At 44.8% G+C, this 5051-nt stretch carries 5 protein-coding genes; 3 read left to right on the top strand and 2 right to left on the bottom strand.

Annotated features, from left to right (window positions below; all coding sequences use genetic code 11):
• The first annotated feature begins 127 nt into the window (after nucleotides 1-127).
• From ACKPQ4_RS09820 to ndk, 3 genes are all read left to right on the top strand, one after another.
• A complete protein-coding gene (locus tag ACKPQ4_RS09820) occupies nucleotides 128-1138 on the top strand; it encodes an ATP--guanido phosphotransferase (RefSeq protein ID WP_407681005.1) in 1011 nt (336 codons plus the stop codon).
• A gap of 38 nt (nucleotides 1139-1176) precedes the next feature.
• Nucleotides 1177-3705 carry an ATP-dependent Clp protease ATP-binding subunit gene (locus ACKPQ4_RS09815; protein ID WP_407681004.1) on the top strand — a complete coding sequence of 843 codons (2529 nt, stop codon included), beginning with the start codon at nucleotides 1177-1179 and terminating at the stop codon, nucleotides 3703-3705.
• Between the two features lie 88 nt (nucleotides 3706-3793).
• On the top strand, nucleotides 3794-4210 hold the full coding sequence (gene ndk, locus ACKPQ4_RS09810) for a nucleoside-diphosphate kinase (RefSeq protein ID WP_407681003.1): 417 nt from the start codon (nucleotides 3794-3796) through the stop codon (nucleotides 4208-4210).
• Between the two features lie 37 nt (nucleotides 4211-4247).
• On the opposite strand, the gene ispF is transcribed toward ndk, so the two are convergent.
• Both ispF and ACKPQ4_RS09800 read right to left on the bottom strand, forming a co-directional pair.
• Complete coding sequence (gene ispF / locus ACKPQ4_RS09805) at nucleotides 4248-4736, bottom strand: 2-C-methyl-D-erythritol 2,4-cyclodiphosphate synthase (protein WP_407681002.1); 489 nt, start codon at nucleotides 4734-4736, stop codon at nucleotides 4248-4250.
• Nucleotides 4733-5051, bottom strand: a 319-nt coding sequence (locus ACKPQ4_RS09800) for a 2-C-methyl-D-erythritol 4-phosphate cytidylyltransferase (protein ID WP_407681001.1), incomplete at its 5' end; no start/stop codon positions are given. The genes ACKPQ4_RS09800 and ispF, both read right to left, overlap by 4 nt.

Genomic DNA, 5051 nt, shown 5'->3' with positions numbered 1-5051 from the left:
GCAAAACTTAGGGACCGTTTAAAAAAATTACAGGCCAAGAGCTCTGCTTCCGCTTAAATTTATTATGTTTCACGACCTCTTTTTCTCTAAATCAAAAAGCAAGGTTCCCAAGCCTTGTCCCATTGCATTGAGTACCAGGGTAAGGTTGGCCAGAAACCTGAGCGAATTTCCTTTTCCCGGAAGAGCAGAGTCTGGTCAGAAAAAAGCGGTTCTTAGCAAATGCATGAGTGCTTTGGGAAAAGTGAAACCCTTGCTGTCATCTACATCTGTGGAATTAGACGAATTAAGTGAGTTGGATCGCCAGATCTTAGTCGAAAAACACTTGATAAGCCTTGAGCTGTCCCAATCCGAAGAATCGGGAGGGGTTGTTCTTTCAAACGATCGTGCCTGCAGTGTGATGGTTAATGAGGAAGATCATTTAAGGATTCAGGTTTTGGCCAATGGCTTGGACTTTTCCAAGGTCTGGAAACTTGCAGATTCTTTGGATTCCGGAATCGAATCAAGTTTGGATTATGCGTTTGATTCTCAGTTGGGGTTTCTAACCGCCTGTCCGACTAACTTGGGAACTGGTATGAGGGCATCAGTCATGATGCACCTTCCTGGCTTGGTAATGTCCAAGAATATGGACAAGGTAATCAATGCGGTGAATCATTTGGGCATTGCAGTACGCGGTCTTTTTGGCGAAGGCTCCGATGCGAGTGGTAGTATATTTCAAATTTCCAATCAGCAAACTCTTGGAGAGTCTGAATCTGCAATTCTTGAGAGGTTGGAAATGACATTGGAAAACATCGTTCATCAAGAACGCTTAGCCAGAGAGAAATTATCTGAAGACGATGGCTTGAGGTTGACTGATAAAATTAGCCGGGCGGTCGGATCATTAAAAACCAGTTATTTGATCCAAAGTTCGGAAGCTATGGACCATCTTTCGCTCATTCGCTTAGCTGCTGATTTTGGATACTTACCCGAGAAATTTCGGGCCTTAGCAGATCGAATGTTTATTGAGGTTCAACCGGGACATGTCCAACTCTCTGCGGGTAAACCAATCGAACCAGGAGAACGCGACCGATTACGGGCCGAAACCTTGCGCAAAGAATTTTTGCGTATGCCACAACTAAACTTAAACGCACAAGTTGACTAACCACTTTTCAACCATATTCTAAAGTCATGTCTGAACCAATGAGCAATTTTACACCGAGAGCCCAACAAGTGCTCGCTTTGGCACGCAAAGAGGCTGATCGGTTTCATCATAATTACATCGGTACCGAACATTTACTCCTTGGTTTGATCAACCTTGGCCAAGGCGTAGCGGTAAATGTTCTCCAAAAAATGGGATTGGATCTCGATACTGTACGGCAAGCAGTCGATGAGCAGGTGGGTTTGGGACCTGAAGCCAAGCCATCTGGAAACATTCCTTACACTCCACGGGTTAAAAAAGTACTTGCTCTGGCTGGTAAGGAGGCGAAGTCACTCAATCATAGCTATGTTGGTACCGAGCATATCTTACTTGGGTTGCTCCGCGAAGGAGAGGGTGTAGCCGCTCGGGTTCTTAAGTCTTTAGATGTCGATGTAGACCGTTGCCGAAACGAAATTCTTTCAGAACTTGATCCAAATTTTGCATCCAGTGAGGAGAAAGAATCCTCGGTTGTTGGTGGTGACGCAGATGAACCTGAAGAAAAGGGTAAAGATGTAAAGACTCCTGCCCTGAAGGCTTTTGGGCGGGACCTTACTGAATTGGCAAAAAAAGGTGATTTGGACCCAGTGGTTGGAAGATCTGCGGAGATTCGTCGGGTTACTCAGGTACTTTGCCGGAGGACGAAGAATAATCCCGTACTCATTGGTGAAGCCGGGGTAGGCAAGACTGCTATCGTAGAAGGTTTGGCTCAGCAAATAGCTGGCGGATTAGTGCCTGAAAATTTAATCGATAAAAAAGTCGTAACTTTAGATCTCGCACTTATGGTTGCCGGAACCAAATATCGTGGTCAGTTCGAGGAGCGAATCAAGGCCGTGATGGACGAATTGCGCAAAGCCAAAAACATTATTATCTTTATTGATGAATTGCACACCATTGTGGGTGCGGGTGCTGCCGAAGGAGCGATGGATGCTTCCAATATTTTCAAGCCTGCACTTAGCCGTGGTGAATTGCAGTGCATTGGTGCAACTACTCTAGCGGAGCATCGAAAATACATAGAGAAAGATTCTGCGTTGGATCGTAGGTTTCAATCTGTCAAGGTGGAGGCACCTTCGATTGAAGATACTGTCAAAATCTTACAGGGAATTCGTTCTAAGTACGAAGACCATCACAATGTCAATTATACCGATAAGTCTTTGGAAGCTGCCGCCAAATTGACTGATCGCTATGTCACTGGCAAATTTCTGCCTGATAAAGCTATCGATGCAATTGATGAAGCTGGTGCCCGTTCCCGCATGGAATCGATGCAGCGTCCTCAGGAAATTGAGGATTTATCCGACGAAATTAAAGAAATTTGTGCTTCTAAGGAAAGTGCAATTTCCGATCAAAACTTTGAAGATGCTGCCGAAGCTCGCGACAAAGAAAAAAAACTCCGAGCCAAGCGCGAACGTGTGCTTGAAAGTTGGAAGAAAAATCGTGAGCAAAATCGAGCCGATGTTAATGAAGATGATATGCTCCAAGTGGTTGCTGATTGGACCGGGATACCCCTCAACCGTATGGAATCCAAGGAAAGCAAGAAACTGCTCCAACTTGAAGAGGAATTACGCGAACAGGTAGTCGGGCAAGATTTTGCCACCCAAGTGGTTGCCAAAGCTTTACGCCGTTCACGTGCTGATCTTAAAGACCCAAAGCGTCCGATCGGATCCTTTATGTTTTTGGGACCGACAGGAGTTGGTAAAACTCACTTAGCCAAGGTTTTATCGGAGCGGATTTTTGGAGATCAGGAATCACTTATTCAGGTGGATATGTCCGAATATATGGAAAAGCATGCGGTTTCCCGCATGATCGGATCACCTCCCGGATATGTTGGACATGACGAGGGTGGCCAACTTACGGAGGCAATACGTCGCAGACCATATTCGGTTATCTTGTTTGACGAAATTGAAAAAGCTCACCCCGATGTTGCTCAGATTCTGCTGCAAATCTTAGAGGACGGCCGATTAACGGACAGCTTGGGGAGAAAAGTAGATTTTCGAAATACTATCCTAATTATGACTTCCAATGTTGGTGCAGAAATTCTCCAGCGGAATACCTCGCTTGGTTTTTCGGTTAGCAATGCCGAGCAGGACTTCGACAAAATTAAAGAGAAGATTTTGGAAGAAGCGAAAAAAATATTTAAGCCAGAATTCCTCAATCGATTGACTGAGATTGTGATATTCCGTCAGTTGTTCAAGGAGCACATGACCGCGATTGTAGAGTTGGAACTCGAAAAAGTATCTGATCGTTTAAAAGAGCGTAAGTTAAAACTGGATGTTTCGAAGGAAGCTAAGGATTTTCTAATCGAGCACGGGTATGATAAAAAATTGGGCGCCCGTCCTTTACGCCGTGCTGTGGAAAGATATTTGGAAGACAATCTGGCTGAGGCACTTCTTGCTGGAGATATCCGAAAATCTGTTCCTATCCAAGTCCTCCTTCATGAGGATGAAAAGATTGGGCTGAGGTTTGAGCAGGCAAAGAAAGGAAAGAAAAAAGTTAGCGTTTCTTCCTCAGATGATGATAAAGATTCAGATTCCTGATTAAATTCTAATTTGCCGGTTTGAAATGAAATCGGTATAGACTCGCATCGATTCAATTTTTTTGCATAATATTTTTCTTTTATCCCAAATGGAAAGAACACTAATACTCCTTAAACCCGACTGCTTGGAAAAACAAGTTGCCGGACAAGTCATCTCACGCTTCGAAGAAAAGAACTACGGCATCATTGCTACCCGTATGGTACAATTAGATGATGCTCTGCTAGCTGAGCACTACGCTCATGTTGCCGACTTGCCTTTCTTTCCTGAAATTGCAGCTTTTATGAGTTCCAGTCCTGTTTTGGCTATGATTTTAGAAGGAGAAAATGTGGTTCAAGGAGTTCGCGACCTCTTGGGTCCAACCGACTCCACCACCGCACCAAAAGGTACCATTCGTGGGGACTTAGGCACTGATCGTATGCGCAATGTGGCTCATGCATCGGACAGTCCGGAAAATGCTCAGGTGGAAATCGAACGTTTCTTCTCTGACCTATTTGCTACTGCTTGATTGTGTGGCTTGGGCAAATGCCCAGCGACAATATATTTTAGGTTTTAAAAAGTAGGCATACTGCATGGGCAGCAATACCTTCTTCCCTTCCCAAGGATCCAATACCTTCGTGAGTAGTTGCTTTGATTCCAATACAGTCTTCTTGAATTTGGAGTAATCTGGATAAATTTTTCCTCATCTCCGCTAAGTGTGGAGCTAATTTGGGACGTTGAGCAATTAAGGTAAGGTCGACATTGCCAATATAAAAGCCTTTTTCATGACACAGGCTAACCACTTTTTGTAGAATTATAGAAGAGTCCAGGTTTTGATTTGCGGGGTCGTTGTCGGGAAAATGGTGGCCAATATCCGGCAGAGCTAAGCCGCCAAGGATTGAGTCGGCAAGGGCATGAATTAAGCAATCTGCATCTGAATGACCAAGAAGTCCGAGCGGGTGGGGGATTTCCACGCCTCCAAGAATTAGTTTTCTACCCTCGACCAATTGATGGAGGTCAAAGCCGTGGCCGGTACGAATGGTCGGAGAATTCATGATTGAAAAAGAAATTGTGCGTAGGCAAAATCATCTGGAGTGGTGATTTTTGGGTTTGGGTAGTTTGGTTCGAGTAAGCCGACAGGATGTCCGAGCAATTCCACCGCTGCCATATCATCAGTCAGGACAATGTTTTCATTTTTTGCGGTCTCCAATCCTTTAACCAACCAGGACTTGGGAGCGCCCTGCGGGGTTTCCATAAGCCAATGATTAGAACGGTTTAAGGTTTTTGTGGCTCCTGGATTCAGTGGGTGTGCAAAATTTTCGGTACGCAGGCGCAAGGTATCTTTTAAGGGGCGGGCCACGGTTATTGCC

Source organism: Candidatus Chordibacter forsetii (genome assembly GCF_964187505.1).
Taxonomy (GTDB): Bacteria; Verrucomicrobiota; Verrucomicrobiia; order Opitutales; family Seribacteraceae; genus Chordibacter; species Chordibacter forsetii.
The sequence above is the reverse complement of the archived record's forward strand: the minus strand, read 5'-3'. Positions and strand labels throughout refer to the sequence as shown.